We start from the raw sequence: 17,582 nt of genomic DNA on the forward strand, positions 1-17,582 counted from the left end.
CGCCCCGGGCACGGCATTGCCTGCCCAACCGCTCAGCGATCCTCACCGAAAAATGTTCAATGTCCCGATGCCAAGGTTCGGCCATAAGGGTTGACCGTCAGCACCGGGACGCCGGCCCCTTGACCACACGCTCGGCAACACTACCGAAAACGATCCGCTCAAGCCCCTTGCGCCCATGCGTGCCCATGATGATGAGGTCGATACTGTGGGCCGTCGAGAATTCCAGGATTTCTTCGGCAGGATCCCCGGAGACGACCTGCCCGTAGGTCGTTGTGTGTGGAAAGTGCTCCTTGAGAAACTCCTCTAGCTTCTTCTGGGCTCCTTGGACCAATTCCGCCTGGATGGTCTTGATACTGGGGTGAGGCACGTAGATACTTCCAAGATGTTCAAAAACCCGAGCCACGAAAAGCACGTGGACCTCTGCTTGGAAACGCGCGGCCATTTCCCGCACAACCGGAACGATTTTCGCCGAGACCTCAGAGAAATCCACAGGAAAGAGAATCTTCTGAAACATGTTCAGGCTCCTTTCTACGCCGATGCACATTGATGCGCAGGCTGCTTCGCCACGCTGAAGAAAAACACCGCCCCTTTGCCCGGCTCGGAACGAACCCAGGCTTCCCCACCATGCCGATGCGCCACCTCTCGGACGATGGTCAACCCCAACCCCGAACCCTCCACGGACACCGAGGGCTTTAGTCGTGCAAAGGGTTCAAATAATTTTCTCTGGTCTTCCAAGGGAATTCCTTGACCGTCGTCGGCAACCCAAAAGACGTAGAAGCCTTGCCTTTCCTCACAGCCCACCTGCAGGGTGCGCAGGTCGGGACCGCCATGGGTCAGGGCATTCTGGATAAGGTTTCTCATGGCCCGAAGCACCATGACTTCATCGGCGGTCACTTCCGTGACCCGTGAAAGGACCGTCCAGCGCACTGATTTCTTCGCCAGCTCCGCAGAAAATTCCTGTTTCAGGCTTTCCCACAAGCACGAAACCAGCAGACGCTGGGGCTGAAGTGTCATTTCACGGGTGCGCACAAAGCTGTTGAGTTCATCGACCATGGTGGCGATCTGCTTTGTCGCTTTCAGGATCTGCTCACAATACAAGAGGCCGTTCTGACCTAAAATGTCACCGTAACGATCTCGCAACCTCCTGGCGAATCCATAGGCCGCCACTGCCGGTCCCTTCAGATCATGGCCGACCGTGGAGACGAAAAGCTTGATGGTCTCGTTCCTCTGTTGAAGTTCCTCGACAATCTCCCGAAGAACCTCTTCCGTTTCCGCATGAATAGCCGCTACGCCCATAAGATGTCCGATCATCATCAGGAGGTCGACTTCGTTTTGATCCAGTTGAATGGGGCTCATGGCGGCGAGATTCATCACCCCCTCTACGCGGTCAAAAACCACAAAGGGGACACAAACCACCGTGTGAAGCCCTTTAGCCGCCAGAAGCTCCACTCTCCTGGGGTCTCCAAGGGAGTGGATCGACTGCGCGATGAAGCTGCAGGACTTGGCCGACCGACCCGTGAATCCTTCGTCAAGACTGACCCGTTCCAACCCTTCCACGTCCATACTGCGGTAGGCAGCCAAGCGTAAGCTCTGCCGGTCTGCGTCCATGAGATAAACCCGGCCTGCATCAAACGCCGTATGTTCGAGCACATAATCCAAAGCTTGACTCAGGAGTTCCTTCATGCCCTTCGATTGGGACAGGAGCTCGCTCAAACCCAAAAGCACGGATAAGGCCCGGTTTCGGTGCATCAATTTTCGTCGGCTGAAAGACACCGTGGTTAAATCGCTTTGAAACGTGATGGGACCCATGGCTCCCCCCAAGCCGATGGAAACGGCTCCTCTTTTTATTGACGAACCGCCGCGTGCTGGCAGGACAGGGCCTCTGCGGCCCGCACCAAGTCAATCTCCTGGAGCATCTTTGCCTTGTAGCGATTCACCGAACCCGCATTGTCCATGACCATGTCAAGCTGGCGTGTGTGGATAATGAGATAACCCAAAATGCGGAGCCGATCCACCATGACCTCTTCGGGACGCCCTTCCAGTCGGGCAAAAGCGGCGTCTTCCCTGACTTGACAACGAAAATCGAAGGATTCCAGAAGATCCGCCACAAACTTCGCTCGAAGAATCCGCCGTCTGCGATCGGCCGCCCCGCCCTTGAATTGAAAGCTCACGTAGTTTTGCGAGGTCCGCTCATCCACGAGGGCTTCCAACGTGGAAAAATGGAAGCCGAATCGGGATTGGAGACTGCAAAAATTTCTCGAGATCATGAAATAATTTCGAATCGCATAAGGGGACGCCACGGACGGATCCAGCCCAGGGTTGGAAGTGGCTTCCAGGAGGATCGACATGAATCCCTTCGTGTCCACAGGGGGCGGCCCTTCCCAAGGAACGGCCGTCATGCCATGCCACAGGGCCAGCATGGGGACAGACACAATCTGATCCAACATGACAAAAGGCCCTTCGATATCCCCCGTGAAACCATCATCCAGATTGATGATCCAAAACTGCATGGGGACACGGCACATGAGTTGTTTCGCCGATTTTTGGGGAAAGCGATGGTCCGCCCCGAACCGGAACATCTCGTGGACGGCCTTTTCATGGCAAAAGCGCGTGATGTCGTGGAATGTGAGGCACCGTTTGGGGGAAAACTCCGGCGAGTCGGGATCCAGCAGATTTAATGGAATGATCAGGCGGCTGACACCTTCCAGGACTTCGTAGACGGGAGTGCCTTTCATGAGGGGGGTCCGACTGACCGGGTGCTGACGCTCCATGTACACGGCCCCTTCATAAATCCGCCGTTGATCGGCATCCACGGTCACCAGTTGTCCCGGGGACAGAGAACTCACCACCCCGGGCAGGTCGAACACTGCCGGCACATGAAATTCCCTGGCGACGTTCGCCAAGTGCCCAGCAACACTCCCCTGTTCGCTGATCACTGCGGCCACCTGCCCTAAAAGCGGTGCCCATCGAGGCAACGCTTGGGCCACCACAAGAACCGCGCCTTGCGGGCACTGGAGCGCGTCCGCATCACGGCGCACCACGTGGACCGGACCGGCAGCGATACCCGGCGAAGCCGTTATTCCGCCTTCGGCCAGCACGCGCACACCCTCCGGAACGGCTTCGGCGCCGCCCACCGAAACGCTTTCATCCGCAACATGACGTGCTCCGAGCGGTCGAGTCTGCAGAATCACAAAATTTCCAGAGGCATCCACAGCCCACTCGATGTCTTGGGGAGCGCCGTAATGCTCTTCGATCCGTAAGGCCAGCTCGGACAGTTCGGCGAGTTGCACGTCGGTCAAACACGGTGTTGAGCTTTCCATTCCGGCGCTTTCCAATCGGCAGATTCCTTCGTCGGGATAACAGACATATTTGACGGATTTTTCCCCAATTCGCCGATCCACAACCGGATGAGGCTCCTTGCGGGACACGACCCACACGTCGGGGCTGACACTGCCGTCCACCACGGACTTCGGCAGACCCCATACCCCGTTGATCACGAGGACCTCTTCACGAACGTGCAGCGGATGCCGCGTGTACAGCACACCACTGGCTACGGCCTCCACCATGACGAGGCACCCCACGCACATGGCCACATCGTCGTCGCGCAGGCCTTGGCGCAGCCGATAGGTCATGGCGGCCACCCCGTATTTGCTGGCCACGACCTCTTTAAACGCCTGAAGCAGGCTTTCCTCCCCGACATTGAGTTCGGAGCGGAATTGGCCGGCAAAGGACATCCCCGGAAGATCTTCCACGAGAGAACTGCTCCTGACCGCAAAACGCAGCCTTCCACCGTGTTTTTCTTTGAGCACCTGCAGCTGCTCCCGAACAGCTTCCCGAAGGTCATCCGGCACCGGCGCGGCGATGACCAGTTGCTGAATCTGGGCGCTCAAAGCAAAAAGCTCATCCAGTCGATCCGATTGCACGGCTTGCAGCCGTCGGTCGATTTCTTCTTGGAGAGCGTTGGCTTCGAAAAACCTTTCGGTCCCATAAACGGTGATGGCAAACCCATCGGGGGTCGGCACCCCCAAGCGCCTGTTGATTTCCCCAAGATTCGCCATCTTGGACCCCACCCAGTCGCCGGTATCTTTATCCACCTGTCCCATGGGCAAAACCAGAGGTCCCGATACCGACGGACGGGTGATGTGGATATAGGGATTGATCTGCTTTTGAATCGCCCGAAAGCGTTCGTAGAGTTCCGAGTATTTCCCCGGGGCGAGGGCGTCGAGGTGCTGGATGATTTGGAAAACGTTTGTCGACACCAGGGTGCATCGCGACCGCACAAAGGTCATCCCAAATGGACGGGTGCCCTGGAGCATCTCCTCCATTTCGGTCATGATTTCCAAAGCACGATTGTTGGCGTTCAAAAGGAGCTTGAAGTGGTGATAGCGGTTCTGGAAAGCCAAACGCAAGTCTTCAAGGGTTTCTGCGGGGGCGGGATCCTTGGACAGGGAAAGCCCGAGCCATCCGGATATCCTCTTCGTCCATTTCTTCAGGTCTTCTAGGAAAACACGTGCCACCGGCATCTCTCCCGCACGCGATTCTCAATGCACCCATTCCCGCATTCCCCAAACCTCGAAAAATGGCAGAGCCTTCTTCCAATGCCTGAGTTGACCTTCCCGACGAAGACGTCGTCGGGAAGGTGAGGAAAGAGCCGGCTGCGGGGCTGCGCCGGGTCGGGGGGTATGGCTGGGACCCGCGCCATGGCTCTTTCACACATGGTGGCTTGAATCTCAAACTTCCTTTTTCGCGCCCTTCTTCATCTCCAGACCGATACCTTCGCAAAGGTACATAATGGCAAAGCCCCACCATACGGTGTACACAACATAGAAAACGAGAGAGAAGGCCAAGATTCCCGCCCGGCTGGATGCTTTCTCGGGCGAAATGCCATAATAATTATAACCGACTTCGATCCCCCGAGCGATGACCTCGTTAATCTGTTTGGATTCCTTAAATCTCTTTTGTTCCTTGAGGTCCTTGTCGATGGCTTTGAAGGCGCTCCACCAGGCAAAGAGTGCTTCTTTTTCAGGGATCCCGTAGCGCTCGCTCACCTCTTGCCCACGGTTGTGATACATGCTGTCACTGTCCTTCAGGGCCGCCCGAAGAAGTGTGCCCAGATCCGACTGGACCTTGAGTGCCTCTCCGTCTTGGGCCACCATCGCTCCGTTGGTCAAAAGGATCTTAGCCACATTGTCTCGAAGCTTGCCGGGGTTGACGGAAATCCTGACGTCCACGGCCGTCCCATCCGAGGCTTTGCTTTTCTCCATCAAACCAGGGATATAGTAGGAAGATCCTTTGGAGATGGTGTTAAAGAGTCGATCCGCCGCGTGGAAAGCATTCTCTCCACCGAAGTAGGGCATGAACATGATCCACAAAACGGCGAAGAACGACAACGTCAGAAACACCCCGATATTGAAAGCTTTCTTATTTTGCACCATAGCCTTACGCCTCCTCTCCACGAAGGGCCCCGATGCGTGTCACAAAGGTTCCAATGACCCACAGGGCGAAAATGCTGACCACGATGAAAAACGCCCAGTTCCCGATAGTGGTCAATATCTTGCCGGTCTCGGGGGCCAGGGTGATGTACTTCATGTCGGCGAGCTTCTTTGGCAAAGCAAACAACCGGTTGACAAATCCCGCCATGATGGCTGTCGCGTAAAAACCGCGAATGTAGATCCCCTTGATGACCTTCGTGGTCAGGGCTCCCAACTGGACTCCCAAGAGCGACCCCAAGAGCATGCCCATGGCCAGAGTATAGAAAATGAACCCGTAAATGGCATACTGGAAGATGGCCGCGTAAGCGCCTGTGAAAATGATCTGCAAAATGTCGGTTCCCACCGTGGTGAAGGACGAAACCCCAAGGACGTAGACAAAAATGGGGAACGTGAGAAAACCGCCGCCCACACCCATGATGGCGGCCACAAACCCCACCAAGGCACCGGAGACGATGACGAAAAGCGCGGGAATCTTCTTTCCGCCCGGAACCAGGTCCTCGTCAAAGCGAATATACGGTGGGATGTTCATGGCCTGCAGGCGGGCCGGTAGGCCGACTTTACCCGAAGAGACCTCGGCACCATGAGGACTTTCTCCATGATGGGCTCCCACGTCCACACCGGCTTTGCGGAGCCTGAGGAAGTCCGTGAGGGCGTAAATTCCCAGGAATCCAAGCAAGATCACATAGACCACGCTGATAAAGGTATCACTGAGAAGCGGATTGATTTCATAAAGGGTTCTGTTGATCACACCGCCGCCGGTCACACCGATCCCCGAACCCACCAGGAACCATATGGCCAAGGGCACGGACACATTGCCCAATTTCTTGTGTACCGTGGTCCCCATGATGGCCTTGGCGAAAATGTGAAAAAGGTCGGTCCCAACCGCCAAAATGCCCTTAATTCCGGCGCTCATCAGCGCCGGTGTGATGATGAAGCCCCCTCCGGCGCCGATGCACCCGGTAATCAACCCGGCGCACAAGCCGATAAGTATGGAAATCAAGAAGATCCTCGTGTCGTAAAATGCCGGGGTGTAGGCCTCCTTGCCGCCGAGCATCCCGGGCAAACCGCCACCGGAGGGATCTGCAGCGAAGGCCACGGCGAACAGGAGGGCCGGAAGCGCCATCAATCCCAGAATCAGGAGGCGCTTACGACTCCTCACGATATTTAAGGAGGTCTCGTATTCCCAACGCGCGTGCGCCTTGGATGCACTGAGGAGCAAAGCGTAGATTTTCCGCATCGTTTTCATGGTTTTCACCTCTTCTAGGAGTCCCTTAAAGTACTTGACCTGCCGGCCGGATGCCTCGCTGGCTTCATGCCCTTTCCGGATTGTCGTTTGCAACCACCCCCTTCCTTCTTTGCATTCTCTTTTCATGCAATCTTTTCTTTTTGCAGGCGTCTTGGACTTTGTAGAGCAGCTCATCAATGTCCATGGGCTTCATGAGGTAGTCGAAAGCGCCGAGCTCCATGCCCTGAATGGCAACTTCCACATTCGCGTGGCCGGTGAGCATGATCACTTCCACCAGAGGATGACGCGCTTTTATGGCTTTCAACGCGTCGATGCCGTCCATTCCCGGCATCTTGACGTCAAGAACCACCACGTCCACCGGTGAGTGTTCCAGGTAGCGTAAGGCATCCTCGCCACTCTGAACCCCGGCGGCCTCTACCTGCCTCTTGCGCATTCGCTTCAGCAGGGTCTCCAAAAACTCCACCTCGTCATCCACAAGCAACACACGAATCGTTTCCACAGAATCACCTCGCCGTTTCGACAGCCCGGACAATTTTGGCCACCAACTCTTCCAGTTCGCAGGGTTTGGTCAGATAGTCGAACGCACCACAGCCCAGGCCCTCCCGGGCCGCCTGCTCTGAACCATGACCGGTGAGCATGATGACGGGCATTTGGGGGTCGATTTTTTTAAAAATCTTCAACACCTCAATCCCGTCCATGTCTTCCATCTTCAGGTCTAACACCGCCACGTCGAATCGGTGGTCCCGAAGCTTTTGAATCCCCTCGGTCCCACTGGAGGCCGTCGTGACGAGCATGGCACGCCGTCCGAGGCGCCGCGCCAGCACATCTACAAAGCCTCTTTCGTCGTCCACCAAGAGGACTCGAAGTGGCCCCGGTTTCGAAACCCGGTTGGTGGGCATGGTCCCCTCACGTCTTCAGTCGCCGCGCCGTAGGGCGATGGACTTCGCTTTGGCTTCGACAATCTTGTTTTCGTGTCGGGCTTTTTTTTCTTTCGCCTCCTGCACCTTGGCCACCAATTCATCGATATCGCACGGCTTCATGAGATAGTCGAAGGCGCCAAGGCGCATCCCCTCAATGGCTGTTTCCACGGTAGCGTGCCCTGTGAGCATGATGACTTCCACTAAGGGAAAGGCTTTCTTGACTTCCCTCAATGTTTCGATGCCGTCCATACCGGGCATCTTCACATCCAAGATGACGACGTCCACCTTCGGGTTTTTGGCAAGACCCTGGAGGGCTTCCGAACCACTGTAAGCCTGAAGGATTTCGAAGCCCCGCTTGCTGAGGCGTCGTGTCATGGTGTCCACAAAGGGAACTTCATCGTCCACGAGCATCACAAAAGTCCGATCCATTAGGATTCCTCCTTTTTGAGAGTGTCCGAAACACCGGGGACTGTCTCCACGACTCCGTCTCCCGGAGGCAGATGGATATGGAAGGTGGTGCCGACCCCGACGGCGCTGTTGACCGTAATGTCACCCCCCAATTTGCGGATAATCCCGTAACAGATGGAAAGTCCCAGTCCGGTCCCTTTGCCGACGGGCTTGGTGGTGAAAAAGGGATCAAAGATGCGTTGCAGATTCGCGTGAGGAATCCCTTCCCCCGTATCCGCAACATGGACAATGACCCGACCGTTATCGTACCGGGTGGTGATGTCCAGAGTCCCACCGGTCTTTTCCATGGCGTCCAGAGCATTGTTTATAAGGTTCAAGAGGACCTGCTGCATTTCCGATGGGGACATGGCCACCCAGGGGAGGCTCTCCGTCAGGTGTGTTCGGATATTGACCCCAGCAAACCGGGCTCTCTGTTCCACGAGCGCCACCACCTCTTGGACGAGCGTGTTAATCTGAACTTGCTGCACCGTGGGGTCGGTGCGCCGTGCAAAACTCAGAAGTTTGTGCGTGATCTCTTTGCATCGTGCCCCTTGCGTGCGAATCTGCACCAAGGAGCGGCGAACTTCTTCCACGTCCAAAGGGCCACCGCCCTCCATGTCCTCCAGCAGATCTTGGATCCACCCGGCTTCTTCGACCATAATGGCCACGGGGTTGTTGATCTCGTGGGCAATCCCGGCAGCCAGCTCGCCGATGGAAGCCAATTTCCCGGCCTCGATCACCTGCTCGTTCATCATTTCTTTTTCGCGGTCGACTTGAATGATGCGCTGCACCACACGTCGAGAAAGAGCCCAGGCCGTGAAGGTCACCCCTAGGGCGCTCAGGGCCAAGACGATCAGAGTGAGCGTCCGGGCCTTGTAGAGATCATGAAAGGCATCCTCCGATTCCTGAAGGTAAAAGAGGTACCAGCGTCCTCCCTTGAGGCTTTGAAAGAAGATAAGATACCGAAGTTGCGTGCCGGGTACGGTGAACTCAAACCACGACGCGCCGCGCGAGACGACGGGCGCCGTGTAAGAGGTGCCCAGATCTCTCGCGATGTCCAAGCCTTCCACCGTCACGGGGAATATTTCTTTCGGCTTCTCGCCTCGAACAATGCTTAGAAGCTCCATCGGATCAACCCCAAGCTTGGCGTGGGGCTGTGTTTGGAACTGCCCTTCCGCGTTGATAATGAAGGCCTGACCGCTTCGACCAATGTGGAGTTCTTCCACAATGCGATTGAACGAGACGAAATCGATGGTGGAACGCAGTACCCAAAAATGACCGTTTTTTTCGATCCGTACGGCGACGATGAAGTGTGGTAAGCCCCGAAGCCCCAAAAAAACGTCACTGACGGTAAAGGGCTGCCGCATGGATTCCTGAAACCACGTCGCGTCCCCATACTGGGCCCGGCTCAATCGAAACGGGCCGGCGTAAGCCACCTGGACTCCATTTTCGTCCACAAGACCGAGATCCACGAAAACCCCGCGGTGTTTTTCCTGAAACGTTTGAAGAATCATTTCCAACTCAGCGGGATCCTGGAGCTTTTCCAACGGCTTGATGGACGCGAGGCTGTTGATGTCCGCAAGTTTTTCCATGAGAAAAGTGTCAATGTGGACGGTGTGCCGTTCCACCAAAGTCGCCAGATGATCCACCACTTTGTTCCGATAGGCGGTGTGAAACTGGTACCCGGCGATAGCCATCATGGCCAACAACGGCATCAAAGATACCGTAATGATGATGGCCATGATGTTCCGGCGCAGACTGCTGTAGTACCGTTCATCCGCCGTGATCATCTCGGGTTATTCCTTTCCGGCTGGGGGATCCCAGGATTCATCCTGACACTGTCGAGGGTTCGGATCTTCCGATGGCCGTTTTTCAGCCAGCAGTCGGGACACGACCGCTTTCAACGTCTTGGGTGAACCGCTCTTGTGGACCGTGGCGTCCACGAAACCGGCCACAGCGGCATCGTCCCAGAGGCTGTGGGCCACAATACGCAACAAGGGATACCGTTCTTTGAGCGTTCGCAGCAGATGCCGTTGGCTTTGCAACGCGATGTCGGGATCAAGAACCAGAAGGTCCACGGCGACCGGCGAGAGTAAGATGTTCTGAACCTCCCGGCAGTCACCAGCTTCCAGGATGTCGTAGCCTTCTTGGCTCAACTCCCGCCGAAGGAAGGCCCGCACGTGCCGGTTACGATCCGTGACCAAAATCCGGAATGGTCTTTCCATGGGAGCCGTGGTCCTTCTTTTTTCTTTGTTTCGCCGCCCGAAATCCATGGCGATTCGCAATTCCGACGACCGTTCGATGGGCAAAGAACATGCCGAGTTAAAAACCAGAACCTCGTCCCTTTCGAGGCTTGCATATTCAACAATCCGGGGTGATTCCTCTCAGGGTCTCCCTTGAGGCGACCTTGGTCCCGCTGTCAGGATCTTTAACATTGCGTAAAATTCAGAAGGCAACGGACGGCGCACCGATGGCCTGACCAAGCCGGATCCCAGGGGTCAATGGTTCAGGAACCCCGTTGCTCTCCAAACCCACCCCAGAAATCACGGACGTTCCTGAATCCAAGAAAAGCAGCGGTCTCCGCCCACAGGCGATAAAGGACTAGTGCAGGCATCTTCCCCCTTTTCAGACCAAGGCTCCGCCGGCTCGCTTTGCCGTCCCACCCCTTGTGGCACTCCGGAGGACAAGGTTTTTTCACATCGACGATGGCGGCATGCCGCCGCCCTATGGTAAACGCCGAAGGGGGTCTGCTCACCCAAAGGAGTTCAAACCGGGCGCGGGTTTTGCTTTATCTGAAAATGGGCATACCGACAGAACACGCAGGGCCGGGATCATGAAAGAGCACATGCGGTTTTTCTGGGCCTATTTACCGACTCTGGGCGCTCTGGTGATGGCGACACTGGGGGTCGCCACGGGAAGGTCTCTCGTCGGCATGCTCTTTTTTCCTTGGGCGGTCCTTTCTTTCCTCGTGACATTCTTGACCGTCAGGTTGATTGTGCTGGAGCGCGCAAAGGACGAGTTCACCACGCGGCAGCTTCTTCAGGCCCAAAAGATGGCCACCATCGGCGAAATGGCTTCGGGTATCGCTCATGAAGTCAACAACCCTTTAGCCGTGATCGGACGTGAAACGGAATGGATTCAAGACCTTCTCAAGGACCACCCGCCCTCCGATCCCGAAGCGGCCCGAGAAATTCATGACTCTCTCCAGGTCATCGCCTCTCAGGTGTCCCGATGCGCCGAAATTACGCACAAGCTGCTCAATTTTGCCCGCAAAAGTGCTCCCGTGTTGCAATGGGTGGACATCAACGGATTGATCGAGGAAATGGTTCGCCTGGTAGAACGACTCACCAAAGAGAAGAACATCAGTTTTCAAAGATCTTACCAAAGCCCCATGGCCCCGGTCTGGACGGACCCTCCCCTCATCCGTCAAGTCATTTTGAACCTTCTGAACAACGCAGTTCAGGCCATCGAGTCGCAGGGAACGGTGACCGTCGTCACCCACGAGAATGCTAAGGGCTGGGTGGATATTTCCATCGCCGATACAGGCTGCGGCATTGCTCCGTCCCACCTTCCGCACCTCTTTGACCCTTTTTTCAGCACGAAGGACCCGACCCGAGGGACAGGTTTGGGTTTGGCCATTTGTCAAAAGATTGTGACCGCCCTCGGCGGGTTGATTGTTGTGGAATCCGAGAAGGGTTGCGGCAGCCGTTTCACCGTGAGGCTGCCTCGGCGCCCTGACATCGTGCAGAAAAAACTGGAATAGGAGGTCCGTGGATGGCACCGCATGAGGCACGCATTCTTCTCGTGGACGATGAGGAGCGCTTTCGGACAACTATGGGAAAACTCTTGAGAAAAAGAGGCTTTGAAGTGGAAGAAGCGGGATCCGGCCACGAGGCCTTGGTGCGCATTCAACAAGGAGATGTGGACGTGATCGTTTTGGACGTGAAGATGCCCGGGATGGACGGCATTCAAACGTTGACGAAGATGAAAACCTTGGATCCTCTGCCGGAAGTCATTGTTCTCACGGGCCACGCCAACGTCGATGCCGCCGTCGAAATCATGCGGCTCGGAGGGTACGAGTATCTTTTGAAACCGTGCCCCATCGACGACTTGGTGGCCAAAATCGAAGGGGCTCTGGAAAAGAAAAGAGCCAAAGAAAGAGTTCAGCGCACCTCCCCTTCGGTTTAACCGCGGCCGCGACGAGCGCCTTGAGGTTTTCCTATGCGGTCAAGGAGTAGCGTTCTTCCAAGAAGCGGCGGGCCAATTCCTCCACAGAGCGCTCGCTCTCCATGAACATGTCCAATTGCCGGGTAAATTGGAGCAACCGGCCAAGTCGTTCCAAATGCTCCAAAATCTTGTGGAGTGGGTATTTCAGGAGACGGGCCGTCACGCGATCCCCCACCACATCCACGCGAAAATCCATGTGCTCCAGAATGCGGCCGATGGTTCTCACCCGTCGGTTCCGCCGAATCTCGTCGGCAGCCCCTCCTATGAAGGAAAAGGTGATGTAGTTTTTGTGGGAATCTGCGCCGCTATAAGTATCCACGATACTGTAATGATAACCGACCCTGGAACTGAAATTCATGTATTTGTCCGAAATGATGGCATAGCTCTTGTCGCCAAACCGTTCGGCACCCAAACGAGGCGGGGAAAGCATCTGCTCGGTCATCACTGAGAGAAAACCCTTGAGGTGGACGGGTCTCGGGCCTTGTTCTTCAAGCGCTTCATGGGTCATGCCGTGCAGGAGCGCCCGCAGCGGGGCACAGGTCACATTGTCCAGACGGACACGAGAAGCATGCGCAGCTTCAGGCGCCAGCCCGCCTCCCAGATCGATAATATAGAGATCCACGGGCAGGCGGGCTTCCACCTTAACGGCCCGGCCTTCGCCTTCGGCAAAACTGTCGCTCAACCGAAACATCTCCCGGTAGGACATCTCATGGGCAAAGCGCATCACATCGTGCAGGGTACGGCATGCATCGGGCCGAAAGGAGGCATCCCGAGGATCCACGAGGTTTAAAGGCACGATCCACTTGGCAACCTCACTGAGGCTTTCATAAACGGGCGTGCCTTTCATGAAAGGTCGTCGTTTTTCAAACTGCTGAATGAGGTCTTCACGCAGGCCGTCGTAGACGCGGCGCCGTGTGGCGTCCACAGTCACCACTTGACCGGGTTTCAGAACACGTCGCAGTCCCGGGACGCCCAGGAGGGTCGGGACGCCGAATTCCCTGGCCACGGACGCCATGTGCCCTGTGACGCTTCCAGCCTCCGTGACAATTGCCGCCGCTCGAGGCATGACCACCACGTAGGAAGGCGACGAGTGAGCCGCCACAAGCACCCCGTTTTGCGGAAAATCGGCCAAATCCTCGTCCCCTCGAACCAGATACGCCGGACCGTACCCGACACCCGGCACGGCGGTCGTCCCTCCCGAGGCAAGAACTCCAGGATCGTTCTCACGGGCCTCCTCCACCCGAATACTTTCGGCCGATTCCCAAAGAATGTGCAGGGGACGGCTCTGGAGAATGAACAATTGTCCTCGGCTATCCACAGCCCACTCCACATCCTGAGGTCCCCCGAAATGTCTCTCCAACCGTGTGACCGCTTCGGCCAACAGCTGCACGGCTTCATCCGACAGACACAATCGGTTCCGGTCTGTTTCCGGCACGGGAACCTCGAGCAGGCCGCCTTCCTGATTCATTATCAGGCGCACCGGCTTGAACGACACTTTCTTCTCAATCACAGGAAAACCTGGTTTTTTGGACACGCGCACCATGTCCGGAGTCACCACCCCTTCCACCGCGTAAGGCCCTAAGCCATAAATGCCTGTGATCACCAATTCCTCGGGGTTCGGATCCAGCGGATTCATGGAATAGGCCACACCAGCGGCTGCGGAATCGATCATTTCCAAAACCGTGACGCCCATGGCCGTGTCTTCGTCTCGAATCCCTTTTTGATACCGATACGAAATGGCTCGAGGTGTGTAAAGGCTGGCGACAATGACGCGGTACGTGTCCGCCAGCCTGGAACGCTCCACATTGAGAACACTCACGTACTGTCCCGCAAAGGAGAGATCGCTGTCTTCTCCGACTGCGCTGCTGCGCATGGCGACTCGGAGGTCCCGTTCCACCCCATCCCTTTGAGATACCGTGGAGGCCAGGGCATCGTACGCCGACACCAGAGCCTCCTGGAGTTCTCGAGGCACAGGGGTGCGCAAAATCAAGTGCTGGACGGTTTCACTCAGTTCCTGGACTGAAGCCGGCGAGGATATGTCCGCTTCGTTCTTGTATTTTCGAATCCAGTCTCGGAGGTCTCCGTGGTCCATGAACAATTCAAAAGCTCGGGTGGTTACGGCAAAACCTTCCGGCACACGAAGCCCCACCCGTCCCGCGATCTCGCCCAAGTTGGCGCTCTTGCCTCCGACCCAGTCGACTATGCCTCGGTGCACCTTTTCCAGAGGGATAACCAAATCAGGACAATCCGAAGTTTTCTCCACCTCCAATTCCAATTCCTCCCCAATCGCCGCCTGAATTCTTTCCAGGGACCGCTCCAAGGCGGTATACTTCTGAAAAGACAAGGCATTCAGAGCGCGAACCATTCGCGCGGCCTGGGACATGGCCTGGGTCGCTGTGGAACGCACGTAGCTCATCCCGAAAATATGGTGGCCGTGGAGTTTCTCGGTGATATCCGCAATGACCTGAGCCAGCTCCGTGTTGGACTGAAGCAGATCTTTGAAGTGGCTGTATTTGAAACGAAAGATATCGGCAGTTCTCTCAGGGTCGTGCTCTTGCTCCAAGCCCAATCGACTCTTGAACCGTCGCCATAAGTCTCTCATGAAGACCCTCCGATGGTGTGATTCCCAGAGGCCACAAGACGCCCTCGATGCAAAAGCTTGTAGCGGGTCGCCGGGCCGCGACCCGTTTTTTTCAACAGGCCCTTAGCCACCAAGTCCTGCAAATCGCTGAGCGCCGTCCGCGGGGCAATCCCGCCGCCGACAACCTCTTGGTACTCGGCACGGGTCATGTGGCCGCGCTCCACCATCACCTCAAGGGCTTTTCTTTGCCGCTCGTTGATCTCTATCCCAACGGACGGCGGCCCGTTCTTCGACGCTGGCTTCGACCCGCTTTTCTCTTCCCCGGGGAGACGGCCCGTCTCCGCATCCCGAACATCCCTCGGGGCCACCCATGCCCGTCCTTCGGCCATGCCCTCCTGAGTGTCTGTGCACTCGGACCCGTTCATGCATGGATCCCGATGCAGGTTCAAGTCTGCGGCTTGAATCAACGGGCCTTTCGCCATCGCCACGGCTCGTGTGAGACAATTCTCCAGTTCCCTCACATTGCCCGGCCAGTGATGGGCCATGAGAGCTTCCAAAGCCCCTTGGGTCAGGGAGATGTTGGGACGTCTGAGCTGTCGTCCGGCAAGCGAAAGGAAATGTGCCGCCAGAAGCGGAATGTCCTCTCGGCGCTCCCTCAAAGGCGGCGTGTGCAACACAAGCACGTTCAGCCTGTAGTAAAGATCCTCACGAAAGAGCCCTCGACGCGTAAGATCCAATAAATCCTCGTTCGTTGCCGCCACGAGTCTGACGTCCACAGGAACTTCCGTGTCGCTGCCGAGAGGGCGCACCCGGCGCTCGGCAATAACCCGCAAAAGGGCTTGCTGGACTTTCCGTGAGGCGGTGCCGATTTCGTCCAGAAAAAGCGTACCGCCGTGTGCGGCCAGAAAGGCCCCTTTACGATCGCTTTTGGCTTCCGAAAAGGCCCCCTTCACATGGCCGAAAAGGGCATCCAGAAGAAGATTTTCATCCAAAGCTCCACAGTTAATGGACACAAAGGGTTTGGAGGCTCGGCGACTGAGAGCATGAATGGCTTCGGCCGCGAGTTGCTTCCCCGTGCCAGTTTCTCCGATGATCAAGACATCCGCCTCGGCAGAGCCGGCCCGAATCACGAGTTCCCTAAACTTTTGCATGGCCCGAGATTGGCCGACAAGCCTCGCCAACGGTTCGGGAAGGGTCTCGCGCTCCAGCCGAAGAACGTCGCTTTCCTCTTCCAAGGAAATCTTCTCTCGCATGATCATTTCGCGCAATTGTCTATCCTGCATTTCCAAAGCGGCCATTTGGTCCCGAAGGCGCTGAATCAGCCCATTGATGGCCTCCTTGAGTATGGCCGTATCCAGATCTTTATCCGGAATTTCTATGGGTTCCAGTCGTCCGTTCTCCTGCAACGCGTTCACCGCCGCCGCCAATTGATACAGCGGCCGGGTGATGATCCGGCTGATCCCCCACAGGAGTAAAACAACCAGGGCCGAACTCAGGAGACTGATAATGAACACCACATCCACCTGACGGTACCCGGCCATGGTGATGAGGCGACTTCGGTCCACAAAAACTACGGCACCATAAAGAGCCGCCTCCTGCGTGTCCGGTTCCCGTGAAAACATAATCGGGGCATAACCAATATAGACCCGGTCCACCTTGCTATCCGGAGCCGGGGGAATGTGTCTCACCAACACCCCGGATTTTAACTCGCGGATCTCCCCCATGATCTCCCAGTAGTCGCGCTGATCCACATGGGGCCGAAAGGCAAAGGGAAGCCCAGGACGTCCGAAAGTTCCTGAAAGGCCACTGCGGGCCGTGTCGGTGCTCAGCGCTTTTCCTGTGTTGAGGGTGTCTTCCGATTGGAAAAGAATCCAGCCTTTGGGATCCGTGAAGTAGAGGTAGCGCAATTCCGGACTGCGCACGAAACCGAACAATGGGGAACGGCGGGAACTGTAGAGGGAGAGGATATCCCTCCACTGCCGGGCATCCACGGAAAGGAACACAAATCCTTCCTCACCGTGGCTGTCCCTCGACCGACTCCGACTGATGAACCGCACCACATGGGTGGCCTTTCCGTAGAAAGCGGACCCGTCCCTTGATCGATACCCCACGTGCACGACCGAGCTCACCCACGGTCCGGCTTCGGCCCTCACAGGGCCTTGGGTCTCCGCCGAGGGAATCTCCACGCCGTCCCAAAGGGAAGTCCCCGGCTCCAGTACGACCGTTACCAATGCCTCCTCAGACTCTGCCAAAATCGTCGCTCGGGTTCCGCTTTTGTCCATGAAGCCCGCTTCCACGTAACTCCACCCTCGAGCGGCCTTGAGACGGGCCCACTTCTCACGAAATCGCTCTTCGGTCCACGGCTCAAGAGACAGCTCCACCACATCTTCACGGCACCGCGCCATCATTATTTCGTACTCGTGCGCTACTGCCAGAGTTTGCAACAGCACAGTGCGTCGAACGGCTTCCTGGAGAAACTGACGGGAAAACCAGTGGGTGACGTATCCCGTCACGGCAAGCATGGTCACCACCGCAGGAACCAGAGTGAGCCACAATTTGGTGCGAATCCGTAACGACCGAAAAGACCCTGCCACGATGAAGCCGTTGGGATCAGGCTGGAGCCATTTCCACTTCATGTCCCCCTCGTCTTTATCTCTCTCCGCATGTCT

At 56.5% G+C, this 17,582-nt stretch carries 14 protein-coding genes; 2 read left to right on the forward strand and 12 right to left on the reverse strand.

Annotated elements, in window-relative coordinates; genetic code table 11:
• Positions 1–97: 97 nt before the first annotated feature.
• From ACZ5K9_RS03630 to ACZ5K9_RS03675, 10 genes are all read right to left on the reverse strand, one after another.
• Entirely contained in the window at positions 98–514 is a 417-nt protein-coding gene (locus tag ACZ5K9_RS03630; RefSeq protein ID WP_464273059.1) for a universal stress protein, read from the reverse strand.
• A gap of 14 nt (positions 515–528) precedes the next feature.
• Positions 529–1,809, reverse strand: a complete 1,281-nt coding sequence (locus ACZ5K9_RS03635; RefSeq protein WP_464273060.1) for a sensor histidine kinase — start codon at positions 1,807–1,809, stop codon at positions 529–531.
• A gap of 35 nt (positions 1,810–1,844) precedes the next feature.
• Positions 1,845–4,517 carry a PEP/pyruvate-binding domain-containing protein gene (locus ACZ5K9_RS03640; RefSeq protein ID WP_464273061.1) on the reverse strand — a complete coding sequence of 891 codons (2,673 nt, stop codon included), beginning with the start codon at positions 4,515–4,517 and terminating at the stop codon, positions 1,845–1,847.
• A gap of 213 nt (positions 4,518–4,730) precedes the next feature.
• Complete coding sequence (locus ACZ5K9_RS03645) at positions 4,731–5,435, reverse strand: hypothetical protein (RefSeq protein WP_464273062.1); 705 nt, start codon at positions 5,433–5,435, stop codon at positions 4,731–4,733.
• 4 nt (positions 5,436–5,439) lie between these two features.
• Entirely contained in the window at positions 5,440–6,738 is a 1,299-nt protein-coding gene (locus tag ACZ5K9_RS03650) for a sulfite exporter TauE/SafE family protein (RefSeq protein WP_464273063.1), read from the reverse strand.
• A 64-nt stretch (positions 6,739–6,802) separates the two neighbouring features.
• Positions 6,803–7,237 (reverse strand): response regulator, encoded by a 435-nt coding sequence (locus tag ACZ5K9_RS03655; protein WP_464273064.1) that lies wholly within the window; start codon positions 7,235–7,237, stop codon positions 6,803–6,805.
• A 4-nt stretch (positions 7,238–7,241) separates the two neighbouring features.
• Entirely contained in the window at positions 7,242–7,637 is a 396-nt protein-coding gene (locus ACZ5K9_RS03660) for a response regulator (protein ID WP_464273065.1), read from the reverse strand.
• A 15-nt stretch (positions 7,638–7,652) separates the two neighbouring features.
• Complete coding sequence (locus tag ACZ5K9_RS03665; protein WP_464273066.1) at positions 7,653–8,087, reverse strand: response regulator; 435 nt, start codon at positions 8,085–8,087, stop codon at positions 7,653–7,655.
• Entirely contained in the window at positions 8,087–9,895 is a 1,809-nt protein-coding gene (locus ACZ5K9_RS03670; protein ID WP_464273067.1) for a sensor histidine kinase, read from the reverse strand. The genes ACZ5K9_RS03665 and ACZ5K9_RS03670 overlap by 1 nt, the downstream gene beginning before the upstream one ends.
• Before the next feature lie 6 nt (positions 9,896–9,901).
• Positions 9,902–10,330, reverse strand: a complete 429-nt coding sequence (locus ACZ5K9_RS03675) for a response regulator (protein WP_464273068.1) — start codon at positions 10,328–10,330, stop codon at positions 9,902–9,904.
• 608 nt (positions 10,331–10,938) lie between these two features.
• Between ACZ5K9_RS03675 and ACZ5K9_RS03680 the strand changes: the two genes are divergently transcribed.
• On the forward strand, positions 10,939–11,868 hold the full coding sequence (locus ACZ5K9_RS03680) for a sensor histidine kinase (RefSeq protein WP_464273069.1): 930 nt from the start codon (positions 10,939–10,941) through the stop codon (positions 11,866–11,868).
• A gap of 11 nt (positions 11,869–11,879) precedes the next feature.
• Positions 11,880–12,293, forward strand: coding sequence for a response regulator (locus ACZ5K9_RS03685; protein ID WP_464273070.1), 414 nt, complete (start codon positions 11,880–11,882; stop codon positions 12,291–12,293).
• Between the two features lie 31 nt (positions 12,294–12,324).
• On the opposite strand, the gene ACZ5K9_RS03690 is transcribed toward ACZ5K9_RS03685, so the two are convergent.
• Both ACZ5K9_RS03690 and ACZ5K9_RS03695 read right to left on the reverse strand, forming a co-directional pair.
• Positions 12,325–14,934 (reverse strand): PEP/pyruvate-binding domain-containing protein, encoded by a 2,610-nt coding sequence (locus tag ACZ5K9_RS03690; protein ID WP_464273071.1) that lies wholly within the window; start codon positions 14,932–14,934, stop codon positions 12,325–12,327.
• Positions 14,931–17,549, reverse strand: a complete 2,619-nt coding sequence (locus ACZ5K9_RS03695) for a sigma 54-interacting transcriptional regulator (protein WP_464273072.1) — start codon at positions 17,547–17,549, stop codon at positions 14,931–14,933. The genes ACZ5K9_RS03690 and ACZ5K9_RS03695 overlap by 4 nt, the downstream gene beginning before the upstream one ends.
• Positions 17,550–17,582: the final 33 nt, after the last annotated feature.

This window comes from Desulfosoma profundi, from assembly GCF_055387865.1.